We start from the raw sequence: 22706 nt of genomic DNA, 5'->3' as shown, positions 1-22706 counted from the left end.
AGGGCGTCATCGAACGAGGACGATATGCGCTACCGGATGAAAGGATTTGTCGTTGCCGTGCGCTGCGTGCTGTTGGGCGCGGTAGTCGTCGTGGCCGGCTGTGGTGGTGGAGGTGGCGGGGGAGGTGGCAACGTCCGTCCCGATCCGCCGCCTGCAGCAGCGCCGCCACCGCCGCCAGCCCCCGTGGTGTCCGCGCCCAATCCCGCCTACAGCCAGCATCTGGCCCTCACCAATACCACTGCGGCGCACCAGGCCGGATTCACTGGCCAGGGCGTTCGCATCGGCGTGCTCGACAGCGGCGTGATGCGCAACCACCCGGCCCTGGCGCCGCGCGTGGTGGCCAATCTCAACTACGTCAGTTCTCCGCCCAACAACCTGGCCGTCGACGACGTCGTCGGACATGGCACGGCGGTGTCGCAGATCATGGCCGGCACGCCGTTCGGCCAGTGGCCAGGTGGCATCGCGCCGGGAGCGCAGATCATTTCCGCGCGCATCATTTCCGACAAGGAACCCACGGACGACGGATCCGGCCAAGGCAATGCAGTCGATGGCCCACTCGGGTTGAAGGCGATCCACCAGGACCTGATCAACCGCGGCGCGCGCATCATGAACAACTCCTGGGGCGGTGTGTACTGGACCGATCCGGCGGCGACGGCGGCGATCGCGGACGAATACCGTCCTTTCATCCAGAGCAATGGTGGGCTGGTGGTATTCGCCAACGGCAACGAATCGCGGGCCAATCCTTCCAGTCTCGCGGCGCTGCCGAGCCAGCCCGGTGTCGCCGGCAGCCTTCCGGCGGCGGACCTGCAGCGTGGCTGGCTGGCGGTGGCGGCATTGGACTCGACCCAACTGGCCAGCTATTCCAACGCCTGCGGCGTGGCGATGCGCTACTGCCTGGCAGCGCCCGGCACGGTCGTCGTCACCGGCACCAACGACAGCCCGACCAGTCCGACTTATTGGCAATGGCGCGGCACCTCGCTGGCCGCACCGCAGGTCGCGGGCGCGGCGGCGCTGGTGTGGCAGGCGTTTCCGTTCTTCAGCAACGACAGCGTACGGCAGACGTTGCTTGGTACCGCCACGGATCTGGGCGCTTCGGGCATTGACCCGGTATTCGGCAATGGTGCGCTGAATGTCGGCGCGGCCGTTCGTGGTCCGCAGCGATTGGACTTCGGCGACTTCGCGGTCAACTTCGATGCCGGCACGGTGACGTTCGGCAATGACCTGCAAGGTCCCGGGGCGCTGGTCAAAGGAGGCACGGGAACGCTGGTGCTGCAACGGCCTGCATTCCACGGATCGACCCGCATCAACGGTGGTGTCGTACGCGCGAACCAGTTGGGTGGCCAGGTCACGATCGGTCCGCAGGGCACGTTGCAACTGGGGGCGCAGGCACAGGGCATCGAGAACCAGGGTCGATTCGTCGCCACGGGCGACGCGGTCGAGTTGCAGGGCGCTTACCACCAGACGGCCGGCGCCAAGTTCGCCTACACCGTCGGCAGTCCCGTGCGCATCCTTGGCGCGGTACGCATCGACGGCGGCGACGTGCACGTGATGGGCGTGAAGCCGGGCTATGTCTGGCAGACGCGCGAGAACGTGCTGTTCGCCATGGCCGGCATGTCGGGTCGTTTCGACGGTCTGACGACCGAGCCGGGGGTGTTCCTCACGGCCACGTTGAACTACGACCCGCTGGTCGTCTGGTTGAACATCTCGCGCCTGGACGTCACTGCGGCGGCGCAGAGCATGGCCCTGTCAGCCATGTCGATATCGAGCGCACAACGGGTCGAGGGCGCCTTCGATCAGATCGACAACAGCACCGGCACCGCGCCGCCCGTGGACGAGGACTTCCGCACCGGCGCGGGCGCGATCCAGCAGGCACCTACCGCGGCTGCCGCCGAAAAGACGCTGGCCAGCCTGTCCGGCGAGTTGCATGCCACCGACAGCGCGTTCGCGATGATGACCATCGAAGGCAACCGGCGCGCGCTGGAATCGCGCGTGGACACGCTGCTTGCCACGCCCGCGAGCGGCTCATGGGCCGACGACCTCGAGGCGCAACGGGCGATGGGGCATTTCGATGTCGACGCCGACGGCTGGATGCTCGGACACGACCTCCGTTACAACGACCGCCTGACCTTCGGCGCTGCGGTGTCCGAAACGCAGGGCTACGCCTGGCACGACGAGCGCTTCGACCGCGAGCGCAATCGCCAGGTCGAAGGGCAGCTCTATGCCGCCTACGACCTCGGACGTGGCTATCTGTTGGGCAGTCTGGCGCTGGGTCGCATACAGCGCTGGACGCAGCGCGAGATCCTGCTCGGTGCGCAGGATTTCCGCGTCAGCGCCGACTATTCGCAGCGCTATGCCACGTTCGGCTTGCAGGCCGGTCTGCCGCTTCGTTTCGGCGGGGCGCGCGTGACGCCGTATGCCGGCGTGCAGCAACTGCAACTGGATCGCGACGGTTTCCGCGAGGACGGCGCGGTCGGCTTCGGTCTGAGCGCCGCCGATTCGTCGATGAGTGCGACCCAGGCGCTGCTGGGCGCGCGTCTCACCCACGACTGGCGCGCGGGGCGCTGGCTATGGACGCTGCAGGGACGCGCCGAATGGCAGCACCTGCTGTCGCAGTCGGGCGGCGATATCGATGCGCGTTTCACCGCGCTGGATGTGTGGTCGCCAATACTGGGCGACACGCTCGACACGAATGTCGGCGTGTTCGGCCTGGGGCTGGAGGCGCGCTTCGGTCGCGCCAGCAGCTTGCGGTTCGACCTGGACAGTCGCCACGACAGCGGCCAGGCGTACTCGAGCGCAACGGCGACTTGGTCGGTGGGGTTCTAACGCGGGCAGGAAGCCACGGCTCCCTCAGGGCCTGATGCCGGCGCAGTGGCCGGCATCGGGAAGCACTGCGCCAGCTCAGCTCCTGCCGTCGAACAATTCCCGTCCGATCAGCATCCGCCGGATTTCATTGGTGCCTGCACCGATCGCGTAGAGCTTGGCATCGCGCAGGATGCGGCCGGTCGGGAACTCGTTGATGTAGCCATTGCCGCCCAGCGCCTGGATGCCTTCCAGCGCGACCTGCACGGCGGCGTCGGAGGCATGCAGCAGGCACGCCGCCGCGTCGATGCGCGACTTGTGGCCGGCGTCGAAGTCGCGTCCGACCTGGTAGGCGAATGCGCGGCTGGACTGCAGCGCGGTGTACATGTCGGCGATCTTGCCCTGCATCAGCCCGAAGGTGCCGATGGCCCGGTCGAACTGCTTGCGCTCGCGCACATAGGGCAGGGCGATGTCGAGCGCGGCCTGCATCAGGCCCAGCGGCCCGCCGGTGAGCACCAGGCGCTCGGTGTTGAGGCCGCTCATCAGCACCTTGACGCCGTGGTTGACCTGGCCGAGCACGTTCTGCGCCGGGATCTCGCAGTTCTCGAACACCAGTTCGCAGGTGTTGGAGCCGCGCATGCCGAACTTGTCGAGCTTCTGCGCGGTCGAGAAACCCTTCATCCCCTTCTCGACGATGAAGGCGGTCATGCACTTGCTGCCCGATTCCTTGCCGGCCGTGCGCATGTAGACGATGAGCACGTCGGCCTCGGGGCCGTTGGTGATCCACATCTTGCTGCCGTTGGCGACCCACACGCCGTCGCGAAGTTCGGCGCGGCAGCTCATCGAGCCCACCACGTCGCTGCCCGCGCCCGGTTCGCTCATCGCCAGCGCACCCTTCCACTCGCCGCTGCACAGCTTGGGCAGGTATTGGCTGCGCTGCGCCTCGTTGCCATTGGCGTAGAGGTTGGACACGCACAGGTTCGAATGCGCGCCGTAGCTCAGGCCGACCGAACCCGAAGCGCGGGAGATCTCCTCCATCGCCACCAGGTGGGCCAGGTAGCCCAGGTCGCTGCCGCCGTATTCGCCCGGCACGGTCATGCCCAGCAGGCCCATCTCGCCCAGCTTCGGCCACAGGTCCTGCGGGAACCAGTTGTCGTGGTCGATCTGCGCGGCGCGCGGCGCGATTTCGGCGTCGGCGAATCGGCGCACGGCGTCGCGCAGGGCGTCGATTTCTTCACCGAGGGGGAACGGACGCATGGGGCTGCCTTTGTGGGACTGAAGCGGTTCGGGAAAGCGGCGAAGTCGCAGGCGTGATGGCCTACGTGATCGCCGATGTACGGATTCTATCGGTTACGCCTGTGCGGCCCGTGTGCAGTGCAAAAAAACGCCCGGGCGAGCCGGGCGTTTTTTCAATGCTGGCGCGAATCGCAAGCGGCTCAGTGGCCGCCGCGGATGCGGCCCTGGAAGCGCGGAGCGGCGCGACCCAGCGGCAGCTTCAGCTTGCCGATCGCGCTGATGCGCTCCTCGGCCAGGCGGTCGGCGGCGCGGTAGGTCGGGATCGCGTCACGCTCGGCGATCTCGAAAATGCGGCCGAGGTTGTGGTAGATCGTGCGCATCATGCGCATGGCGCGCTCGCGGTTGTAGCCGTCCAGCTCCAGCGCCACGTTCATCACGCCGCCGGCGTTGACCGCGTAGTCCGGTGCGTAAAGGATGCCGCGCTTCTGCACTTCGTCGCCGATGGCGTTGTTGGCCAGCTGGTTGTTGGCCGCGCCGCAGATGACCTTGGCCTTCAGGCGGGGCAGGGTCTGCTCGTTGACGGTGCCGCCCAGCGCGCACGGCGAGTACACGTCGGCGGGGACGTCGTAGATCTCGTCCAGGCCCACGGCTTCGGCGCCGTACTCGGACACGGCCTTGTCGACCAGGCCCTTGTTGATGTCGGTGACGAACATCTTCGCGCCGCGCTCCTTGAGCAGCTTCACGAACTCCATGCCGACATGGCCCAGGCCCTGCACGGCGTAGGAATACTTGCCGACTTCCTCGTCGCCGAAACGCTTGTTGAGCGTGGCCATCAGGCCCTGCAGCGTGCCGTAGGCGGTGAACGGCGACGGGTCGCCCGAACCGCCGTGGACCTGGTGCACGCCGGTGACGTACTCGGTCTCGCGGTAGACGTATTCCATGTCGTTGACGTCGATGCCGACGTCCTCGGCGGTGATGTAGCGGCCGCCCAGCGCCTCGACGAACTGGCCGAACGCGCGGAACAGCGCCTCGGACTTGTCGACGGCCGGATCGCCGATGATCACGGCCTTGCCGCCACCGATGTTGAGGCCGGCGACCGCGTTCTTGTAGGTCATGCCGCGCGACAGGCGCAGCACGTCATTGAGAGCATCCTGCTCGGTCTTGTACGGCCACATGCGGGTGCCGCCAAGCGCCGGACCGAGCACGGTGTTGTGGATCGCGATGATGGCCTTCAGGCCCGCGTCCTTGTTGTGGCAAAAGACCACCTGCTCGTGACCGAAGGTGTCGAGGGTTTCGAAAATCATCGGATGCTCCGCCTGGACGTCGGTGTTGCGCTTCAGCGCCCGACGCCCGCTTTGTCTAGTAAGTCGTTGAATCTTTGAGGATTCGCCTATGCAGCGGGTAATACCCGGCCGCCGCAGGGGCGACAGTCTAAAGCAAACAGGGGATACGGCTAAGTATGCGTCTGGCCGTTTCTGGCGGCCGGGCCTGTTCAGCCCCTTGGCGTTGGGCTGGCGTTGCCAAAGGAGGCAGGCAGGATCGGCCGCGGGGCGTCAGTAGTAGCGGTAGCGTCGCTCGCGCAGCCACAGGGTGGCCAGCCATTTCTCGCCGTGCAGCACGGGCAGGCCGGCGTGCAGGGAATCCGGGTCCGGGCGCCCGTCCGGGAACAGGTTGTCGAAGATCACCGCGCGTCCCGGCTGCGGCGAGATCTGCGCCCCGGCGATCGGGAATTCCGTTTCGCCGCCGGCCTCGACGTGATTGAGGTACACGCAGATCGTGCGCAGGCGGTTCCCCGCTTCGGGACGGTCGTGCTCGATCGAGCTGGGCGGACGGTAGTCGCGATGCGGGCGGTATTCCTGGCCGGGCTCGTAGCGCAGCACGGTCAGGTGCTCGGCCTGCAGGAGGCCGACACGCGCCGCCGTGCACATGCGCAACTGCACCAGCCGCAGCGCCAGGTCCTCGACGATCGGGTCGAAGGAGGCATCGCTGCTGGTGCGGATTTCCAGCGAAAGCGGCAAGCCGGTCTCCGGATCGACCGTGCGCGAGCGCACCAGGCGTGGGCCCGAGGTCGCGACCAGCAAGCGGCATTCGTCCGCGGAAAGCAGGCCGTCCACCTGCGCGATGCGCGGCCCGGCAGACAGCAGCTGCACCGTCACCGGCTGCAGCACTTCTTCCAGCGCCAGCGTGTTCGATGGCCCGGATTCGGCTTGGGCCGGAGCCATCGGCACCGTGATCTCCGGCAGGCGGGCGACGCCCAGCGGCGCCAGTTGCGCCCAGAGTTCTTCGGCGGCCTCGGGTTGTGCGATGCAGCCTTCGCCACGCATCAGGCGCTCGGCAAGCAATTGCGCGGCAACGACATCGCCGGCATGGGTGGCGCGCTCCAGCAGTTGCAGGCACAGGGTCTGGTTGTGTTCGCCCGGCTTGCGGCCGAAGTGGATGGCCGCGGCGCGAAGCGCGGGCGGATAGTTGGCGTTCACCGCGGCAAGCAGGCGCTCGTTGGTACGGCCCTCGCGCGGGAACGAGGCATTGCCGACCGCCATCAGTGCCAGGAAATACCCCGCGATCGGGCTGCCTGCCGCCTCGGCGCGCACCAGCCACTCGGCCGCGCGTGGTACGTCGACCTCGGTGCCGATGCCGAACATCAGCATCCGCGCCGTCTCGATCTGTGCGTTGGCATGCCCGGCCTGCGCCGCGCGACGGTGCAGATCGAACGCCTCGGCCACTTCCTGGCGCGTGACCAGCGCGGTGGCCAATTGGTACAGGGCCTGCGGCGTGCCGCGATCGGCTTCCAGGCGCAGGCGGGTCAGGGTGGTGTCTTCAACGATCGGGGCCATGTCACGGGAGCCTAACCGAGCCGGCGCGGCGTTCACAGTCCACCCCGGGCGTTGCCAGCGCCGCGAATCGATGCTGGCGCGTACGGTGTGTCCTACTGGCGCCCGAAAGGGAAGCGAGGAGATGAGGCGGCCCCACGGCGTTACAATCCGCATTCGATTGTTTTCGTATTGAGCGCGTCATGAGCACTCCTGCCACCTCCCTCCCCGAAGCCGCTGTCGAGACCTCCCCGCTGCGCTTCGTCACCGCCGCCAGCCTGTTCGACGGCCACGATGCGGCCATCAACATCATGCGCCGGCTGATCCAGGGGCAGGGCGCCGAGGTCATCCACCTCGGCCATAACCGCTCGGTCGAGGACGTGGTCCGCGCCGCATTGCAGGAAGACGCCGACGCCATCGCGCTGTCGTCCTACCAGGGCGGCCATGTCGAGTACTTCAAGTACATGGTCGACATGCTGAAAGAGCGCGGCGCCTCCCACATCCGCGTGTTCGGCGGCGGTGGCGGCACCATCACGCCCGAGGAAATCCGCGAGTTGCAGGCCTACGGCGTGGAGCGCATCTACCACCCCAACGACGGCATGCACATGGGCCTGGTGGCGATGATCGAGGACGTGGTGCGCCGCGCCGAGTCCGCGCGCCTGCCGGTCGACAAGCCGCACCAGGTCGACCTCGGCAACGAGATCGAGATCGGCCGCATGCTCAGCGCCATCGAAGAGAGCGCGCTGGAAGAGTCCGAACTCGCCCATCTGCGCAAAGAGTGGCAGCTGGCCGGCGGCAAGACCCCGGTCATCGGCATCACCGGCACCGGCGGCGCCGGCAAGTCGTCGGTGACCGACGAACTGCTCAACCGCTTCATCGCCAGCTTCCCGGAGATGCGCATCGCCGTGATCTCCGTCGACCCGACCCGTCGCCGCACCGGCGGCGCGCTGCTGGGCGACCGCATCCGCATGAACACCCTGCGCTCCAAGCGCGTGTTCATGCGCTCGATGGCCACGCGCCGCCAGCACATGGCCACGAACGTCGTGCTGAAGGACTGCATCGGTTTCCTCAAGTCGCTGGGCTACGACCTGGTCATCGTCGAGACCGCCGGCATCGGCCAGAGCGACTCGGAGATTGTCGACCTGGTCGACTTCCCGATGTATGTCATGACCAGCGACTTCGGCGCGCCGAGCCAGCTGGAAAAGATCGACATGTTGGATTTTGCTGAGCTCGTAGTGCTCAACAAGTTCGACAAGCGCGGCGCCGAAGACGCGCTGCGCGACGTGCGCAAGCAGTGGAAGCGCAACCGCGTCGCGTTCCAGACCAAGGACGAGGACGTGCCGGTCTATCCGACCATCGCCAGCCAGTTCAACGACCCCGGCATCAGCTGGATGTTCGCCAACCTGTGCCGCCTGCTGCGCGAGAAGCTCTCGCTGCCGGAGCAGAAGTGGACGCCGGACCTCGACACCTCGCTGAAGGAGCCGCGCGCCACGGTGCTGATCCCCGGCGCCCGCGTGCGTTACCTCGCCGAGATCGCCGAGCAGGGCCGAGGCATCAATGCCAGGATCGAGACGCAGGCCGAGGTCGCCGACCGCGCGCAGAGCTACTGGCAGTCCCTGCACGACCTGGGCGACGACAAGCTGCCCAGGGCGCTCGACCTGTTCGCCGCCGAAGCGCTGACCGAAGGCGATGACCGCACGCTCAAGACCCTGCGCCAGCGCTACAACGACGCGATCCATTCGCTCACCTCCGAAGCCCTCAAGCTCCTGCGCGACTGGCCGGCCCGTCTGAAGTCGATCACCGACGAGGTCAACGAATATCAGGTCCGCGACAAGACCATCCGCGTCGAGAACTACCGCGAGTCGCTGAGCCACCAGAAGATCCCGAAGATCGCCGCGCCGACCTACAAGAGCTGGGGCGAGCTGCTGACCTTCCTGCAGAAGGAAAACCTCCCGGGCTACTACCCGTACACCGGCGGTGTCTACCCGTACCGCCGCACCGGCGAGGACCCGATCCGCATGTTCGCCGGCGAAGGCACGCCCGAGCGCACCAACCGCCGCTTCCACTACCTGTCGGTCGGCCAGCCGGCCGCGCGCCTGTCCACCGCCTTCGACAGCGTCACGCTGTACGGCGAAGACCCGGCCGTGCGCCCGGACATCTACGGCAAGATCGGAAACTCAGGCGTCAACATCGCCACGCTCGACGACATGAAGAAGCTGTACTCCGGCTTCGACCTGTGCGCGCCGAGCACTTCGGTGTCGATGACCATCAACGGCCCGGCGCCGATCATCCTGGCGATGTTCATGAACACCGCCATCGACCAGCAGGTCGAGAAGTACCTGCGCGCCGACCAGCACCGCTGGGACGAAGCGCACGACAAGATCGAAAAGATGTTCGAGGGCCGCAAGCGCCCCGAATACAGCGGCATGCTGCCCGAGACCAACGACGGCCTCGGCCTGGGCCTGCTGGGCGTGACCGGCGACCAGGTCGTCGACGCCGAGACCTACGAGAAGATCAAGACGCACACGCTCGCCACCGTGCGCGGCACCGTGCAGGCCGACATCCTGAAAGAGGACCAGGCCCAGAACACCTGCATCTTCAGCACCGAGTTCGCCCTGCGCATGATGGGCGACATCCAGCAGTACTTCGTCGACCGCAACGTCCGCAACTTCTATTCGGTGTCGATCTCCGGCTACCACATCGCCGAAGCCGGCGCGAACCCGATCAGCCAGCTCGCCTTCACCCTGAGCAACGGTTTCACCATCGTCGAGTACTACCTCGCGCGTGGCATGAAGATCGACGACTTCGCGCCCAACCTGTCGTTCTTCTTCAGCAACGGCATGGACCCGGAGTACACCGTCATCGGCCGCGTCGCCCGCCGCATCTGGGCCCGCGCGATGCGCGAGCGCTACGGCGCGTCCGCGCGCAGCCAGATGATGAAGTACCACATCCAGACCAGCGGCCGCTCCCTGCACGCGCAGGAGATCCAGTTCAACGACATCCGCACCACGCTGCAGGCCCTGTACGCGCTGTTCGACAACTGCAACAGCCTGCACACCAACGCCTACGACGAAGCCATCACCACGCCGACCGAAGAAAGCGTGCGCCGCGCCGTGGCGATCCAGATGATCATCAACAAGGAACTGGGCCTCAACTTCAACGAGAACCCCTGGCAGGGCAGCTTCATCGTCGACAAGCTCACCGACATCGTCGAAGAAGCCGTCTACAAGGAGTTCGAAGCCATCAGCGAGCGCGGCGGCGTGCTCGGCGCCATGGACACCATGTACCAGCGCGGCAAGATCCAGGAAGAGTCCCTGTACTACGAGCACAAGAAGCACGACGGAAGCCTGCCCCTGATCGGCGTCAATACCTTCCTGCCCAAGGACCACGGCGGCGACATCGTCACCGAGATCGAGCTGATCCGTTCGACCGAAGGGGAGAAGGGCCAGCAGATCGACAACGTCGCCGGCTACCAGGGCAACCGCAACGGCTACGCCGCCGAAGGCCTGAAGTCGCTACAGGCCACGGCCCGCGAGCGCCGCAACGTGTTCGCCAGTTTGATGGAGGCGGTGAAGACGCATAGCCTGGGGCAGATTAGTCATGCGCTTTACGACGTGGGTGGCGAGTATCGCCGCAACATGTAGAAAACAACTAGAAAAAAGCCCCGTTAGTTCGGGGCTTTAGTCTTAATGGCACGGGCTTGCCTCAAAGGATCAACTCCGCTTCTCCAGAATGGAGGCGGTCCTCAAACTTCTTATACTTCCCTGTAGTGACTGTTCCATTGGCAAGGCGAACTGAGACAATCTGATTGCGGCCGATCTTCGGCATTGCTCTCAAAAGGGGTTTTGGCGAGAGCGAAGGATCCAGTCGTCCGATCTGCACAAGAAGGTCATGCTTGAAAGTGCTTGGGGTGCAAGTTGGGGCACGCCCAACTATGGACGTGTATGGGTGACCTATTTCACGGCCAACCCTGCTCGAACGTGACCCATAGCCTCTGCTGGTCGCGATAGTTTGAAGAGCGACCGGACGCGCTTTGAATCGGCCTTCCCATAAGGTGCCGCAGTTCCGGACTCGACAACATTCGGCGAATTACGCCTTCGGCTAATGCGCCCTACGTGCTCGGTGAGGCGTGATCTTCGAGCCTCCCGAAGGCGAAAGCCACGTCATCCTTAGCGAGATCGCCCAAGAAGCGTTCCCTTCTCGCAAGAAGTCGTTTCCGGTACCGCGAGATACCCTTCCTGAATTGTCCGAGACTCGGCGCCGGGGTCCGTCGCGCCGAGGGCAGTTTGGCGGGCCATCAGTTCTCGGAACACCTGGTTGGAAGCAACGATCTCGTCTTCGGTCATGAAACGTTGGAGGACCTCGATTTCGTGTGGAACCAACCTTGCGTCAGGATCGTTACCCCCGCCGCCTTGGCGGGCAATCTGCTCGGCGACCATGAAGTAGGCGAGCGCCTTTGCCTTGTCCTTCTTCCCAACAGCTTGTTCCAAGAGCGCTGCGCGGTTCGGTGGGCGCTCGGGGGAGTACACACGAGCAAGCATGACATTGGCCTGGAAGCTTCCACTAGTTGCGGCCTCCTTCATCATTGGCAAGGCCTCCGACCGGAAGGCCTTTAGTTCATCGAGCAGTGCAAGAGTTTCGTTTGAGCGAAACGCACGGCCCGATGCATAGTGAAGGAGCGAGGGGAGATGCCCTGCCATCGCAGCACGCCTCCAATAGCGGACGCGTTCGGATGGCGAAGCCGTTGGCACGCCAACACAGTACTCGCCACGAAGCCGCGCCAACTCCGTGAATGTTGCAAGCGTGCCCTGTTTCGACGGGTTACTGGTATTGATCTGCTCGATGCGCTCGCGTGCCTCGCCGAGGCGCTTGGCGTCCTCCTCCGCCCCTGCACAGAAATCCAGATTCGTGGCGAGTTGGCAAGTTGCCCGCGCGTCTCCGTTCTGCGACCTCGCGATGAGCTGCGGATAGTCATCCTTGAGATACAGGCTATGTGGCAGCGGCGCGGAACCTGTGGGTGAGGTCGATGCCGCCGCATCCGCCGCTGCGCGCAGCTTGCCAGGCAGCGCGGACTTCGGCTGATTATCAGAATCATGTTTTGCGCAACTCAGCAAAGCGCAGGTCGCGAAAATCAATAAGAGTGAGGGCCTTCCCATGGTGTACTCCTCCTTTGGCGGCGAGTGCCTGGCTGACCTCGATCTTATTCAACTGCTGATGCAGCGCCGCCTCGTTACTCGACGACGCCAAACTGCGCAAATTGCTGCGGCTGTAAGCAGGGCTAGGCTCCATTTGCCTCAGGAGAGGCTATAGATGGAGAGCTAGGAATGGCAAAGATTCTGGTAACAGCAGGATGCGTGCTTCTTGGGCTTTTTGGGCTGTCGAATCCAGCTTGGGCGCTAACGAAGCAGTGTGAGCGATGCACGGAACAACAGATGGACAGCCTCGCGGGTAGTAGTCTTAGTCAATACCGCTACGGACCGCTCTACGTCGCAGATCTTCGCGGTGGCGTAGTGAGGAAGTACTACCGCATGAGCAATGAAGGCCCGAACTTCGACCCTGAGTACGACGTCCTTGAAGTATGGGCGCAGGAAGTTACACCAGAGGTCGGGGTATCAGGATACATGCAGCAGGCCGGCATCCTTGCACGTCAGCTCGTCGAACAGGTTGTCGTCAACCCCAATCGCCCAGATCTACCCTCAGACGCACAACAAGCGCTAAGCCGGACCGACATGGACGACGATATGGATGCTTACATCAAGTCCATGACTGACGCTGCTGCTCTGAATGGCGTAGTCGGTTGGCTTAACTCGTACTCGGCCGGTTTGTTTGATCCTAAGACGCTCTTGGTCACGATGGAGGTGATCTACCAAGACGGGAGCCGCGCGCTGTACCAGTACGACCCAAAGATCGAAAAGTACGTGAGGGTTCCCGATAGTTCCCGAGACGCCTCTGGCAACAAGATCCCCGAGACGAAGCAACAGGCTGTCGGCATTACCTTCTATTTCCCGAACTCGAATGCCGGCGATGAGCGGGCGTATGACGACTTTGTGGACATGTATTCGCGCCTGACCAACATGGGCGTTCCTATCATCAACATGAGCCCGGGGTCCGGCGCCACGCATGCCATCGTTTGCGTGGAAGGTTCCTGCATGGTCCAGGTGATCCAGTAGCGCAGCATGGCGGTGGTGGGAGAAATCTCGCCACCGCCCTTCTAATGGACGGGATGCGAATATGGGGTCAGGTTCACTTACCCACTTGGCGGTAAATGAGCCAGCCCTTTTTTGGCGACGGACCCACCGCGCCCATCGCCCATTCGATACCCGGATACAAATAGACCCGCCACCCGGTGGGTCTTCTGCTTTCCAACCCCCTCGATCCTTTGGCACACTCGACCTCGCTCCGATCGCCCCGTGCGATCAACACGCCACACGGAATGCGGCGGAGCAGGGAGCCGGCGTCGCCGGTCTTACACATGGATATGCAAAGGAGATTGCTGTGTCGCAAAACCTCGTTTCCCTGACTCTCACCCACGACCAGGTCACCGCCGCGCTGACGGCGCTCGACCAGGTCGAGGCCTCGTTGCCGGGCCTGATCTCGCTGCAGCCGGAAGACCGCAAGGGACTGGTCTTCATGGGGCCGCGTTCGGAGGCGTTCTGCCGGCAGACGGTGCGGGTGCTGGACCAGAACCGCCAGATCGTGCCGCCGAGCCTGGACCTGGGCGGTGCGCAGGCCGATCTCGTCGCCATCGACCAGTTGCGCCCGGTGCTGGAACGCCTGCAGCGGCTGCTGTCGCGGGTGGACGACACCGTCAACGCGCTGGGCAGCGACGTGATGGTCACCGCGCTGGAAGGCTACGGCCAACTCAAGCTCTCCGGCGCCGCGCATGGCCTGGACGAGCTGCGCAAGGAAGTCGGCGCCCGCTGGTCGCGCCAGCGCCGCAGCAACCCGGCCGAAACCCAGCCGGCCTGAGCCGTCGCGTCACGCTCCAGAACCGAAGGCCGCCTCCGGGCGGCCTTCTTCTTCATGGATGTCCCGTGCGACGGGGACCGGAAAGTGGTCGTGCACCACCGGAACACGGTCGTCCGCAACCGGGAAATGGTTGCGTGCAACCGGAAGCCGGTCATCTGCAGCCAAAAGATGGTCATGCCCAACCGGCAACCGGTCATCGGCAAACGGAAAGGGGTTGTGAGCAAGCGGAAACCGGGCATCGGCCACCGGGAAATGGTCGCCCGCAACCGGAAATCGGGCATCGACAACCGGAAATGCCCTGGAGAAGCATCCGCGGGCCTGCCCGGCTCCGGCCTGCAGGGTGACGTGGCCTCGGTTTCCTCGGGACAATAGGCATTCATCCGAGACTGTCGTGTTTCCATGCTCCCATTGCGCCTGGTACTGATTTCCCTGCTGATCGCAGCCAACACCGTGTTGCATGTGCTTCCACTGCTGTTGGTGGCGTTGGTGAAGGCGTTGCTGCCGTTCGACCGTGTGCGGCGGGCGAGCAATCCTCTGCTCACCGGGCTGGCGGAAAGCTGGATCGGGGTGAACACCTGGATGATGGACCGCTTCACCAGCATGCGCGTCGACGTGCAGGAGGACGCGGTGCTGCAGGTGGACGGCCACTATCTGGTGCTGGCCAATCACCAGAGCTGGGTGGATATCCTGGTATTGCAGAAGGTGTTCAACCGACGCATTCCGCTGCTGCGCTTTTTCCTGAAGCGGCAGCTGTTCTGGGTGCCGCTGCTGGGGCTGGCGTGGTGGGCGCTGGATTTCCCATTCATGGGCCGCTACACGCCCAAGCAGATCGCGCGTCGCCCGGAGCTGGCCCGGCGCGACACCGAAGCCACCCGCCGCGCCTGCGAAAAATTCCGTGCGATCCCGGTGGCGATCATGAATTTCGTCGAAGGCACACGCTTCACGCCGGGCAAGCACGCCACGCAGGGCGCGCCGTACCGACACCTGCTCAAGCCGAAGTCCGGCGGCGTGGCTTTCGTGCTGGACGCGATGGGTGAGGGCCTGCACGCGATCCTCGACGTGACCATCGCGTATCCCGGCGGGCGACCCTCGATGATGGACTTGCTGGCGGACCGCATCCCCGAAATCCGCGTGCACCTGCGCCAACGCTCGATCCCCGATGAGTTGCTGCGTGGCGACTACCAGAACGACCGCGCGTTCCGTGCCCGTTTCCAGCAGTGGATGAACCGGTTGTGGCAGGAGAAGGATGCGGACATGACCCGCCTGCTGGCGGACTGAAGGACCAAAACAGGGGTCAAGTGCAGGTACGCCTGCTGCGGTGCAGGTGTTTCCGCGCTAGGGCGAAGTAAGCCGGATGCGGCGTAACAGCGGGTCGTCCGCCCAGCGCGTTGTGGGTGTAACTGGACCAGCGATAGTCCCCGGGGCGGCCACCATGGCCGCACGGACGAGGTTGAGCTCGATGTAGTGAGGGCACCGCTTTGACGCCGAAGTGCGCGCATCAATTGGTCGGACCGTGCTTGGCCCGTTCGCTATGAAGCAGCGCTCGACTTGATGCGCCTGCGGAGCCATATATAACTGGCAACAATTACCACCGCCTGCACCACCATCAGCGGCGGAAAGAAGATATGCGTTGCGGTCCACGCCAGGCAGGCGACCAACGCGAACAACATCGCCTTGTGTCCAAAACGGCTGGCGACATACATGATCAGCACGAACAGCAGTTGGTAGAGCAGGACGGGCAGGGTCAGGATCATCGCGGGTACTCACTGGCCATTGCGGTGGAAGAGGGCGCTGCTGTTGCACTCGGCGCATTCGCGGTAGAAGGCGGCGCCTTCCTTGCGCAGGCGGGGGCTGTGTCCGGGTTGGCAGGTGAAGCGGATGGCAGTGTTGGCGGCGCAACTGCCGCACTTGAAGTAATAGCCGAACTTGCCGTGCAGGATCTCGCCGCTGCGGCCGCTGCAGGATTTGCACGCGGGTGCGGTGGGCGTGTTCTGCTTGCGCTGTACCGCGGTGGCAGGGGTGAACGTCGGCTCGATGCGGGTGCGATTGTGTACGGGCGGCGCCTCCTCGGGGGATGCTTTCCGCGAAAGCGGCCGATGCTGCGCCACTAATTGCCGAGCCACGAATTCCACGGTGTCGCGCGACACCATCTTGGCGGCGGTCTTGATCATCAACAGAAAACCTTCGTCGTCGATGTCCTTCCAGATCCGTGCCTTGAGTTGGTCGGCCTTGATCACGCGCGAGGTGTCGAAGTGTTTCGGTCGGTCGATGCGCGCATTGGACGCGACGAGAACGAGGGAGTGAAACGAGGGCGCGATGCGCAATCCTAGCCGCACTGGCCATTCGATCCGCTCGACGACATCGTGAAGCACGGCGATGTGCCGCTCGTTCTGCTGCAGGGGCGAGGGCATGCCCAGGTAGGTGCGCTTGTAGTTGTCGTAGCGCAGGAACTCGCCCTGTTCGGTGATCTTCAGGCCGGCGTGGAAATGCTTGGTCTCGAGCACATAGACGTCCAGCCAGCGGTTGATCAGCAGGTGGTCGATCTGTGCCACGCGCCCATTTTGTTCCAGTCGCAGGTCATGGACCACGGCCCAGTTTCGCGAGTTCGCGAAGTCGAAGTCGATCAGATAGGCCGATTCCGCTTCGCCCCTTAGGCCGGCTTGGCGAATCCGCAGTTCATCGGTGGCGCGCTTTGCTTCGAGGCCGTTTCCGGACGCGGTGCGCTCCAGTTCGCGAATGAAGGCCGAATGGTCATCGGCTTTTTTGATCAGCACGGTGGATCCCCCTTGGGTCGAGGATACCCTGTGGCGCGTCGTCACAGAATCTGAGAGCCCACCGCACCCATCGCTCATTCGGTACCCGGATACAAATAGACCCGCCGCCCGGCGGGTCTTTGCCGTCCGCATGGGCTGTGCGTCGTCGCCGTGCGAACTCGGCGTCGAGGTTTTCAGACAACCCGCGTACTGGCACTCAAGGTCTTCATGCCTGTTGCAGCTTATTGGTTGAATCACGTTTGAAAGCTAGCTGCGGCTGTGCTCTGCTTCCATCACGCCAGGAAGCCCAAGGAAGGATTGTGATTTTTCGCCTCGACGCTCGTCTGTGCCGCGCAGCCCTAGCTGCCGTGTTGTCACTTCCCCTCATTGCAGGATGCCAATCCGTAATGTCCAAGTCCGAATCCCATGCTTCGACGAAGCCGCCCAACGTGTTTCCGTTGACGTTCAGGGAGCACAACTTCAATGCCTACTGCTACGGCACCATCGGTTGCAGCGTGATCTACGCCAACCAACAGCAGAGCGCATGGAGTGGGCGGGATGAGGTGACGCCTCCCCCGGAGTCGCCGGACTACCGAGAGGAATGGCAGGGCACCCACGCTGGTATCCGCAACTTCCCGCCTCCGGCCGAGGTGCGCTGGCGTTCTCTGGACGGGGTGGCACATGAGGCGAAGGTCGACATCGGGGCGATCTTCAAGGACCAGCGGGTGCTGCACCGGGTGCCGGAGTCGGACTATGCGGAGCAATCCTTCGGAGGGAGTCCCGACATCATTTTGGAGGTCAATGATCGGACTATTAGCGTCTACATGAAGGCGTTTGTTGCAACCATTAATGAGCAGATTCCCGGAAACAGGTACAGCTATGGACGGGAAGATTTGATTATGGCGTGGAGTAGAACCTACTAACGACCAAGGATGGCAATAGCAATGGCCGAGAAGCACAAGAAGAATAAGGATGGTGTGCGAAGCGACGGCGTGTCGCACTACCCTGCCGACGCGCACGACCTGCAAAGCTACGCTCTCGCTGCGGAGGCGTTGGCGCGATTCCCAACGCCGGGGTTGATCCGCGCTGGAAATCCCCATGATCGTCTGTTCGTTGCGGCATTGGACGGTACGGGCAATGACGCAATCCACGACCCTGAGCATGCGACCAATGTCGCCAGTATCCACAAGCAACTTGAGAGGGCGAGGAATCCCCATATTAGAGCGGAGTACGTCGAGGGCCCAGGTACTCAGCATGGCGTCATCGATCGAGTATGGGACGGCGCGCGCGGCCATACGTACGATGAGCGAATCGAGAAGATGTACAAGCTGTTCATCGAGCAGGCTCGAACTTGGAAACTAGAAGATCCTGAAGCACAGATCAGCGTCGTCGACCTCGGTTTCAGCCGCGGCGCCGAACAGGCAGCTGGCTTCGCTCGGCTGGTACACGAGCGTGGCATACAGGATCCGTCCGGCGCGAAATACATCTACGACGCCCAAGGCCAGATCAAAAGCGTCGAGTACACCAAGCCTCCGTTCGTGGCCCCGGGCCAGGTGGCTCAAGTCGCTGCCTTGTTTGACCCGGTCGGTACCGGCGAGCCGGTGAACGAGAAGGATCGCCGGTTGCCGCCGTCGGTGATCTCCGGCTTCCAGATCATCGCCGAGGACGAGAGGCGCGGCCTGTTCAAGAGCAGTCACATCATCGATCCGGGCATGACGGCCGATGGTCGCTTCCTCGGAGTGGTGGTGGGCGGTAAGCATTCGGACATTGGCGGCAGTTACCACCGCGATGGCCTGGGCGTGCGCAGCGGCAATCTGGTGGTGAATTACCTCAACTCGCTCAGCGACAAGCCGTTCCTCGAACGGCGTCCGGAGCCGGACGATCCGCGCCTGAATGTGGTGCACCGTTCGGAGGAGGGCATGCTGTTGTACCGATGGGGGGACAAGGTTGACCGTCTTCAGCCGGAAGGCCACGTCGATCGACTGGTGCCGCGTGCCTGGGGCGGGCAGGTGGCCGACGCCTACAACGCCGAGCCGCGCGACGAGGTCTTGAGCCGGCGGTTCGAACACCGCGTTGTAGCTGCCGACCAGCCGCCGCCGCGGCTCGATCTGACAACGGCTCCACCCGTCAGCCAGATCGACGATCTGTTCGAACGCCTGCACCGGGCATGTGCGCGTCCAGATGATGCACTGTCGCGGCAGCAGACACATGAGATCGCGAACGAGTTTGCACGTTCGCCGTACGGACAGCAGATGCAACGGGAGATTCGCGAGTGCAGCCAACGGATGGACGCGCAGGAGCAGTGGGCGATGCAGCAGCGCCAGATGGTCGAACAGGCGGAGCAGATGGAAGCGCCGCAGCGTTCGCATGGCAGAAGCCTGTGAAGGGTTCCGGGATGAAGAAGCGGGTTGGAGTCGAGCGGCGATGAACCGGAATGTCGATGACGCGGGTAACGTGGAAACGCTCAAGCAGACCGTGGTGCAGGTGTCCACCATCGTCGAACGTCTGGAGGCCAGAAGCGCGCAGGCGGTGCAGCTGCTCGGGGGCGGTGTGGCCGTACTGGAGCAGGGTGCCCGTCGCCTGAACGAAGGTGGCGAGCGCTTCGCCGAAACGGCGTTGCAGGCCATTCGCGCCCAGGCGCACGAGGCAGTAGTGCAGGGAAGTGGTCGCGCGGTGGGTGAGCTCCAGCAGCAATTGCAGAGGAGTTCCGACACCGCGAAGTGGGCGGCCGATGCCCTTGCCGAACAACGCCGCTTGCTGACGGCGGCGCAGAGCACGCTGATCTGGAAAGGGTTGATCGCCCTGGGCATGGGTTCCATGCTCGCCGCGATGGGGTGCGGTTTTTATGCGTGGCGCACCCTGCGCGATGTGAGGGAGGCCGAGTTTCCGCGGGACATCCTGCGTGCCACGCAATCGGGGGTGCTGGTGCCCTGCGGCGACGGCGCGCTCTGCATCAAGGTGGGCGCCAAGCCCAAGCGTGCCGGAAAGGACGGCGAGTACGTGGTGTTGACGGAGTAACCCGGCGATTCGCAAGCGGCCGTGGCTAACGGTTCTGGCGTATTCGAACGAATGCCTTCGCGCCAGCAGGTGGCGTAGCCCGGATGAGCGAAGCGCGCCCGCGGCAACGCAGTGGCGTCCACCATCTTGGCAATCGCGAGCGACTTACACGGTAGGTCCCTTCGGCCAGGAGGGGCCACGCTCGCATGAATTGGCGTCTGACATACGAGCAGCGCGATCGCGACCCGGTTTTGCCGCGGGTGAACGTTCCTCTAAACCATCTTGTCCATACGCGCGTCTAAGCTCTCGGCGGACGTCGCCGTGCCGGCCTGCGCATCCCCGCGCCGTTCCCGTCCACCGAAGGAGAACCTCATGCCGCTCCACGCATCGCGCACCCTCGCCATGGCGCTGCTTGCCGGGCTGATGCTGGTCGGCGCCCCGGCCTTTCGGGTGCAGGCAGTCGAACCGGCGCCTGCCAAAGCGGACGACCCGCGTGTCGATCGGTTCCGTCAGCAGCTCGAAGCCGAGCGCGCGCGGCTGAAGATACCCGGCATGTCCGCCGCGATCCTCGAGGACGGGGACGTTCTGTGGACCGAGGGTTTCGGCTACGCCGACGTGGAGCACCGCGTGCCGGCCACGCCGGACACGCTCTATCAGATCGCCTCGGTCACCAAGACTTTCACCGCGATCCTCACGCTGCGGCTCGTCGAGCAGGGCAAGCTCGACCTCGACGCGCCCGTGTCGCGCTACGTGCCCGAGATCAAGGACGACCGTGTCCAGATCAGGCACCTGCTCAGCCACACGTCCGAAGGTACGCCCGGCGAGAAGTTCAACTACAACCCCGACCGCTTCGAGCACCTCAAGGCGATCCTCGAGCAGACGACCGGCAAGCCGCTGCGCCAGCAGTTCGTCGAGACCTTCCTCGATCCGCTGTCGATGGACGACAGCGTGCCCGGCCCCGACCTCGCCGACGATGCGGACAAGTGGCCGATGCTCGGCGAGGCCAACCTCGAGCGTTATCGCAAGGTGCTGGCACGATCCGCGCGGCCCTACACCTACTACGGCGATGGCGAGGTGGTGCTCACCACTTATCCGCCCGCGGACTTCTGGGCATCGGCGGGGCTGGTGTCGACCGTGCGCGACCTGTCGAAGTACGACGTCGCCATCGACCGTCACGCGCTGCTCGGCAAAGCGATGCTGACCCGCGCGTGGACGCCGGTCCGGTCGAGCACGGGCGAGCCCCTCCCGATGGGCCTGGGCTGGTACGCCACCGCCTACCGCGGCGAGCGCCTGGTCTGGCACTACGGCCACTGGGGCACCGGCTTCTCCGCGCTGTACCTGAAGATCCCCGCGCGCAAGCTCACGCTCATCCTGCTCGCCAACAGCGAAGCCCTGGCCGACCACCACTACAAGGTCGGCGAGGACGTCACGAACGATCTGTTCGCCTGCGACTTCATCAACACGTTCGTGCCGGAGGTGGCGGACCGCGGCGACAAGCACGATGCATCGCCGACGGTGGACGCCAAGCCGCAGGCGCCGGACAAGGGCGCGACCGCGTGGTCGACGGCGCCGTCGACCGATTGCGAGCGCACTTCGCGCCTGGCACTCGACAGGTGGATCGCCGACCGCCGCGCCAAGGCGCGCACCATCGTCCCGCTCGATCCCAAGCTCGCCGCCGCGTACGCCGGCCGTTATCAGTTCCCCAGCCGCATCGCCACCATCAGCCGCGAAGGCGACCGCCTGTTCCTGGACTTCCCCCAGGGCCAGCGCGCGGAGCTGTTCGCCCAATCGCCCACGCAACTGTTCGTGAAGATCCGGCCGTGGACGATGAACTTCGTGCGCGAGGGTGGACGGGTGGTGCGGATCGACATCGTGGAAAACGGCGAGACCGTGCCCACGCCGCGCATCGAATAGCAGGCGGAGGGCGGTACGGACGCGCGGGGCGCGATGAGCCAAGCGCATTGCCAGGCAGTCGGCAGGTCACTCGAACGATCCGGTCCGCACCTCGCCGTCGCGGACGTAGCGGGTGACCAGCACGCCGGTGGACGAGGTCTGCGACTCGTCTTGCCGGAACGCCGACGCCCGCGTGCGGTCGTCGAACAGGCGCTTGCCGCGGCCGAGCAGGACCGGGTAGATCAGCAGGCGCAACTCGTCGACCAGGTCCGTGGCCAGCAGCTGGTGCAGCAGGTCGCTGCTGCCCTGGGTCAGCAGGTCGGGGCCGTCGCCGCGCTTGAGCTCGCGCACCGCGGCGGCGATGTCCGGGCCCAGGGCACGGCTGTTCTGCCACGCGAGCGTGTCGGGATGGTGGGTGGCGACGTGCTTGGTGGCGCCGTTGAACGCGTCGGCGATGTACTGGTGCGGCGCACCCTCCGGCACGTGCGGCCAGTACGCAGCGAAGATGTCGTAGGTGCGGCGTCCGAGCACCAGATCGAACGGGCGCTTGAACGCTCCGCCCATCACGTCCACGCCTTCGTCGGCGTAGGGCCAGATCCAGCCGCCATAGGCGAAACCGCCGCTGGTGTCTTCCTCCGGGCCGCCGGGCGCCTGCATGACGCCGTCGAGGCTGGTCATTGCGGCAACGGTGAGCTTTCTCATGTCGGGACTCCTGTGTGGATCGCATTCGACAGGAAAGAACGCGCCCGGTCACCCGGGCGCGTTCGCGTTTCAACCGTTGGATCCTGCTGTCCGGATCAACCGCCCGGGTTGGCGGCCATCTCGGCGCGGTGGCCATCGACCTCGGATTGCGTCAGCTTGCCGTCGCCGTCCTTGTCGGCGGCCGAGAAGTGCTGGCTCAACATTTCGGTGGGCGCCAGTTCGTCCTTGGTGATGCCGCCATCCTTGTTCTTGTCCATGTCTGCGAAGCTCATGCCGCTGTCGACAGGCGCGGCGGATGCCGTCGTGGACGGCGCAGGCTCCGTTGCCGGCGGCGGGGTTTCCGTAGCCGGTGGCGGCGTTTCCGCTGCCGGGGCGGTCGCGGTCTCGGCCGGTGGCGTGGTGGTCGGGGTTTCCTCGGCCTTCTTGCAGGCGACGGCAAGCATGGCGGTCGCCAGGGCAACAACGAGTATCGGGAGCGTCTTCTGCGTCATGGCAGATCCTTGGGCACGGCCTGCCCGTTGTGGGACACCTGAACTTTGCAGATGGG

18 protein-coding genes are annotated in these 22706 nt (G+C 64.7%); 9 read left to right on the top strand and 9 right to left on the bottom strand.

The features are described from left to right. Positions 1-36: 36 nt before the first annotated feature. A complete protein-coding gene (locus J2X06_RS16540; RefSeq protein WP_310064322.1) occupies positions 37-2823 on the top strand; it encodes a S8 family serine peptidase in 2787 nt (928 codons plus the stop codon). 75 nt (positions 2824-2898) lie between these two features. Here J2X06_RS16540 and J2X06_RS16535 read toward each other — a convergent pair whose 3' ends face one another. The 3 genes from J2X06_RS16535 to J2X06_RS16525 all read right to left on the bottom strand — a co-directional run bounded on the left by J2X06_RS16535 (position 2899) and on the right by J2X06_RS16525 (position 6869). After that, positions 2899-4056, bottom strand: coding sequence for an isovaleryl-CoA dehydrogenase (locus tag J2X06_RS16535; protein ID WP_310064320.1), 1158 nt, complete (start codon positions 4054-4056; stop codon positions 2899-2901). A 179-nt stretch (positions 4057-4235) separates the two neighbouring features. Further along, positions 4236-5339, bottom strand: a complete 1104-nt coding sequence (locus J2X06_RS16530) for a Glu/Leu/Phe/Val dehydrogenase dimerization domain-containing protein (RefSeq protein WP_310064319.1) — start codon at positions 5337-5339, stop codon at positions 4236-4238. Between the two features lie 249 nt (positions 5340-5588). Continuing rightward, positions 5589-6869: a 2OG-Fe(II) oxygenase gene (locus J2X06_RS16525; protein WP_310064317.1), complete on the bottom strand. Its 1281-nt coding sequence runs from the start codon at positions 6867-6869 to the stop codon at positions 5589-5591. A 179-nt stretch (positions 6870-7048) separates the two neighbouring features. On the opposite strand from J2X06_RS16525, the gene J2X06_RS16520 reads away from it, so the two are divergent. Then, positions 7049-10489, top strand: coding sequence for a methylmalonyl-CoA mutase family protein (locus J2X06_RS16520; protein ID WP_310064315.1), 3441 nt, complete (start codon positions 7049-7051; stop codon positions 10487-10489). Between the two features lie 525 nt (positions 10490-11014). On the opposite strand, the gene J2X06_RS16515 is transcribed toward J2X06_RS16520, so the two are convergent. Then, on the bottom strand, positions 11015-12001 hold the full coding sequence (locus J2X06_RS16515; protein WP_310064313.1) for a hypothetical protein: 987 nt from the start codon (positions 11999-12001) through the stop codon (positions 11015-11017). 168 nt (positions 12002-12169) lie between these two features. Here J2X06_RS16515 and J2X06_RS16510 point away from each other — a divergent pair, with 168 nt between their 5' ends. Beyond that, positions 12170-13015, top strand: coding sequence for a hypothetical protein (locus J2X06_RS16510; RefSeq protein WP_310064311.1), 846 nt, complete (start codon positions 12170-12172; stop codon positions 13013-13015). Positions 13016-13340: 325 nt separating this feature from the next. After that, entirely contained in the window at positions 13341-13814 is a 474-nt protein-coding gene (locus J2X06_RS16505; protein WP_310064310.1) for a hypothetical protein, read from the top strand. Positions 13815-13823: 9 nt separating this feature from the next. On the opposite strand, the gene J2X06_RS16500 is transcribed toward J2X06_RS16505, so the two are convergent. Next, on the bottom strand, positions 13824-14183 hold the full coding sequence (locus tag J2X06_RS16500) for a hypothetical protein (protein WP_310064308.1): 360 nt from the start codon (positions 14181-14183) through the stop codon (positions 13824-13826). A gap of 30 nt (positions 14184-14213) precedes the next feature. Here J2X06_RS16500 and J2X06_RS16495 point away from each other — a divergent pair, with 30 nt between their 5' ends. Then, positions 14214-15092 (top strand): acyltransferase, encoded by an 879-nt coding sequence (locus J2X06_RS16495; RefSeq protein ID WP_310064307.1) that lies wholly within the window; start codon positions 14214-14216, stop codon positions 15090-15092. Between the two features lie 251 nt (positions 15093-15343). On the opposite strand, the gene J2X06_RS16490 is transcribed toward J2X06_RS16495, so the two are convergent. Further along, the gene (locus J2X06_RS16490; protein ID WP_310064305.1) at positions 15344-15568 is read right to left on the bottom strand and encodes a hypothetical protein; all 225 of its coding nucleotides are present in this window, start codon (positions 15566-15568) and stop codon (positions 15344-15346) included. Positions 15569-15577: 9 nt separating this feature from the next. Continuing rightward, positions 15578-16633, bottom strand: coding sequence for a nuclease-related domain-containing protein (locus J2X06_RS16485; protein WP_310064303.1), 1056 nt, complete (start codon positions 16631-16633; stop codon positions 15578-15580). Positions 16634-16974: 341 nt separating this feature from the next. Between J2X06_RS16485 and J2X06_RS16480 the strand changes: the two genes are divergently transcribed. The 4 genes from J2X06_RS16480 to J2X06_RS16465 all read left to right on the top strand — a co-directional run bounded on the left by J2X06_RS16480 (position 16975) and on the right by J2X06_RS16465 (position 21478). Further along, positions 16975-17490, top strand: a complete 516-nt coding sequence (locus J2X06_RS16480) for a hypothetical protein (RefSeq protein WP_310064302.1) — start codon at positions 16975-16977, stop codon at positions 17488-17490. Between the two features lie 21 nt (positions 17491-17511). After that, a complete protein-coding gene (locus J2X06_RS16475) occupies positions 17512-18951 on the top strand; it encodes a phospholipase effector Tle1 domain-containing protein (RefSeq protein ID WP_310064301.1) in 1440 nt (479 codons plus the stop codon). Beyond that, on the top strand, positions 18935-19585 hold the full coding sequence (locus tag J2X06_RS16470; RefSeq protein ID WP_310064299.1) for a hypothetical protein: 651 nt from the start codon (positions 18935-18937) through the stop codon (positions 19583-19585). Before J2X06_RS16475 ends, J2X06_RS16470 begins: the two co-directional genes overlap by 17 nt. A 351-nt stretch (positions 19586-19936) precedes the next feature. Next, a complete protein-coding gene (locus J2X06_RS16465; RefSeq protein WP_310064298.1) occupies positions 19937-21478 on the top strand; it encodes a serine hydrolase in 1542 nt (513 codons plus the stop codon). 66 nt (positions 21479-21544) lie between these two features. On the opposite strand, the gene J2X06_RS16460 is transcribed toward J2X06_RS16465, so the two are convergent. Then, positions 21545-22159, bottom strand: a complete 615-nt coding sequence (locus tag J2X06_RS16460; protein WP_310064297.1) for a dihydrofolate reductase family protein — start codon at positions 22157-22159, stop codon at positions 21545-21547. Positions 22160-22254: 95 nt separating this feature from the next. Beyond that, a complete protein-coding gene (locus tag J2X06_RS16455) occupies positions 22255-22650 on the bottom strand; it encodes an EF-hand domain-containing protein (RefSeq protein ID WP_310064295.1) in 396 nt (131 codons plus the stop codon). Between the last annotated feature and the right edge of the window lie 56 nt (positions 22651-22706).

It is taken from the genome of Lysobacter niastensis (assembly GCF_031457115.1).
GTDB lineage: Bacteria > Pseudomonadota > Gammaproteobacteria > Xanthomonadales > Xanthomonadaceae > Lysobacter_J > Lysobacter_J niastensis_A.
This window is presented reverse-complemented; position numbering and strand designations above follow the sequence as displayed.

Excerpts from the sequence above, each read along its gene's own strand:
- J2X06_RS16540 (WP_310064322.1), top strand. The coding sequence starts at position 37 with ATGAAAGGATTTGTCGTTGCCGTGCGCTGCGTGCTGTTGGGCGCGGTA.
- J2X06_RS16535 (WP_310064320.1), bottom strand. The coding sequence starts at position 4,056 with ATGCGTCCGTTCCCCCTCGGTGAAGAAATCGACGCCCTGCGCGACGCC.
- J2X06_RS16530 (WP_310064319.1), bottom strand. The coding sequence starts at position 5,339 with ATGATTTTCGAAACCCTCGACACCTTCGGTCACGAGCAGGTGGTCTTT.
- J2X06_RS16525 (WP_310064317.1), bottom strand. The coding sequence starts at position 6,869 with ATGGCCCCGATCGTTGAAGACACCACCCTGACCCGCCTGCGCCTGGAA.
- J2X06_RS16520 (WP_310064315.1), top strand. The coding sequence starts at position 7,049 with ATGAGCACTCCTGCCACCTCCCTCCCCGAAGCCGCTGTCGAGACCTCC.
- J2X06_RS16515 (WP_310064313.1), bottom strand. The coding sequence starts at position 12,001 with ATGGGAAGGCCCTCACTCTTATTGATTTTCGCGACCTGCGCTTTGCTG.
- J2X06_RS16510 (WP_310064311.1), top strand. The coding sequence starts at position 12,170 with ATGGCAAAGATTCTGGTAACAGCAGGATGCGTGCTTCTTGGGCTTTTT.
- J2X06_RS16495 (WP_310064307.1), top strand. The coding sequence starts at position 14,214 with ATGCTCCCATTGCGCCTGGTACTGATTTCCCTGCTGATCGCAGCCAAC.
- J2X06_RS16490 (WP_310064305.1), bottom strand. The coding sequence starts at position 15,568 with ATGATCCTGACCCTGCCCGTCCTGCTCTACCAACTGCTGTTCGTGCTG.
- J2X06_RS16480 (WP_310064302.1), top strand. The coding sequence starts at position 16,975 with ATGTCCAAGTCCGAATCCCATGCTTCGACGAAGCCGCCCAACGTGTTT.
- J2X06_RS16475 (WP_310064301.1), top strand. The coding sequence starts at position 17,512 with ATGGCCGAGAAGCACAAGAAGAATAAGGATGGTGTGCGAAGCGACGGC.
- J2X06_RS16470 (WP_310064299.1), top strand. The coding sequence starts at position 18,935 with ATGGCAGAAGCCTGTGAAGGGTTCCGGGATGAAGAAGCGGGTTGGAGT.
- J2X06_RS16465 (WP_310064298.1), top strand. The coding sequence starts at position 19,937 with ATGCCGCTCCACGCATCGCGCACCCTCGCCATGGCGCTGCTTGCCGGG.
- J2X06_RS16460 (WP_310064297.1), bottom strand. The coding sequence starts at position 22,159 with ATGAGAAAGCTCACCGTTGCCGCAATGACCAGCCTCGACGGCGTCATG.
- J2X06_RS16455 (WP_310064295.1), bottom strand. The coding sequence starts at position 22,650 with ATGACGCAGAAGACGCTCCCGATACTCGTTGTTGCCCTGGCGACCGCC.